This is a genomic window from Trebonia sp. (genome assembly GCF_049794275.1).
Taxonomy (GTDB): Bacteria; Actinomycetota; Actinomycetes; order Streptosporangiales; family Streptosporangiaceae; genus Trebonia.
The window spans coordinates 1-1721 of record NZ_JBARCR010000024.1 but is presented as its reverse complement, the minus strand read 5'-3'; the positions used below and the strand labels follow the sequence as shown (position 1 = coordinate 1721).

Genomic DNA, 1721 nt, shown 5'->3' with positions numbered 1-1721 from the left:
TCCAGATGATGCCGCCGGCCAGTCCGGCCGCCACCACGGCGAGCGTCACATCCGCGGTGTTGACGAGGCCGTTGGCGATGGTAGCCGCCACGGCCAGGGACAAGAACGCGCCGACGAAGTTGAGCGCGCCCGAGATCGCCACCGCGGTCCGCGGCCCCAGCGCCCCGGTCGCGATCGAGGTCGCCATCGCGTTGCCCGTGTCGTGGAAGCCGTTCGTGAAGTCGAAAGCAAGTGCCGTCAAGACCACCAGCACGAGCACGGTGTCGTTTCTCACAATGGCGACGGTAAATCTCGGTTAGTAAGTTCTGAAGAAAGTCACATGGTCCAGCGGGCTAACAGTTGGTTAACGGCAGGCGACGAACGTTCGGGCGGCTGGAACCGGTATCCCATGCCGGGCTCGGTGATCAGCCACCGGGGCCGCGCGGGGTCGGGTTCGAGCTTGCGCCGCAGCTGCGCCATGTACAGCCGCAGGTTGCCGCCCGCGTTGTCGTAGCCGGGACCCCACACGTCGCGCAGCAGCTGCTTCTGGCTGAGCAGCTTGCCCGGGTTGCGCAGCAGCACTTCGAGCAGGTGCCATTCGGTGGGCGTCAGCCTGATGTCGGTGCCGCCCTGGTCCTGGCCGTCGAGGTCCCTGGTGACGCGCTTGGCGCCGAGGTCGACGGTGAGGTCACCGAGTTGCACCCGCGGCGGCTCGTCGGCGGCCGGCGTGCGGCGCACTGCGGCCCGCATCCTGGCCAGCAGCTCTGCCACGCCGAACGGCTTGGTCACGTAGTCGTCCGCCCCGGCGTCGAGCGCTTCCACCTTGTCGGTGGAGTCGGCCCGCCCGGACAGCACGATGATGGGCGCGGCCGTCCAGCCGCGCAGCCCGCCGATCACGTCCACGCCGTCCATGTCGGGCAGCCCGAGGTCGAGGATCACCAGGTCCGGCGGGTGGGCGGCGGCTTCTTCCAGCGCCTGCGCGCCGGTCGCCGCGGTGTACACGTCGTACTGCCGCACTCGCAGGTTGATCCGCAGCGCGCGCAGGATCTGCGGCTCGTCGTCGACAACGAGCACTCGTGTCATGGCCGCCACACCCCCTCGTCGCCTGGCGCGGCGGGAAGCGACACGGTCATCGTGAGCCCTCCCCCCGGCGTGTCCTCGGCGGTGAGCGTACCTCCCATGGCCTCGGTGAGCCCGAGCGAGAGCGCGAGCCCCAGCCCGACGCCGGTGGTGTTGTCCGTGTCGCCCAGCCGCTGGAAGGGGACGAACATCCGCTCCCGGTCCGATTCGGGTATGCCGGGCCCGCGGTCGACGACGCGCAGCTCCACGTGGTCGCCGAGCGCGCTGGCGGCGAGCAGCGGGGGCTTGCCCGCGGGGGAGTAGCGCAGCGCGTTCTCGATGAGGTTCACCACCACGCGCTCCAGGATGGCGGGGTCCGCCTGCACCGCGGGCAGCGACTCGGGGATGTCCACCATGACGTCGCGGCCGAGCGGCTCGAGGTTGTCGAGCGCGCGGGCGACGATCTCGTCCAGACCGGTCGGGCGCGGGAACAGCGACAGCGCGCCCGCCTGTAGCCTGCTCATGTCCAGCAGGTTCTCCACCAGGTGGGTAAGCCGGTCCAGGGACTCGTCGGCGGTGGCGAGCAGCTCCTCGCTGTCGGCGGCGTCCCAGCGCACGTCGGGGGACCGCAGCGACGTGACCGCCGCCTTGGCCGAGGCGAGCGGGGTGCGCAGGTCATGGCT

At 70.7% G+C, this 1721-nt stretch carries 3 protein-coding genes; all 3 read right to left on the bottom strand.

The features are described 5' to 3' along the window. A partial coding sequence (locus tag WA805_RS00565) for an inorganic phosphate transporter (protein WP_425241390.1) occupies positions 1-274 on the bottom strand: 274 nt, incomplete at its 3' end. A 41-nt stretch (positions 275-315) separates the two neighbouring features. Beyond that, positions 316-1062: a response regulator gene (locus tag WA805_RS00560; protein WP_422286011.1), complete on the bottom strand. Its 747-nt coding sequence runs from the start codon at positions 1060-1062 to the stop codon at positions 316-318. Then, a partial coding sequence (locus WA805_RS00555; protein WP_425241389.1) for a sensor histidine kinase occupies positions 1059-1721 on the bottom strand: 663 nt, incomplete at its 5' end. The genes WA805_RS00560 and WA805_RS00555, both read right to left, overlap by 4 nt.

Coding starts and splice junctions, on each gene's coding strand:
- WA805_RS00560 (WP_422286011.1), bottom strand. CDS start 1,062: ATGACACGAGTGCTCGTTGTCGACGACGAGCCGCAGATCCTGCGCGCG.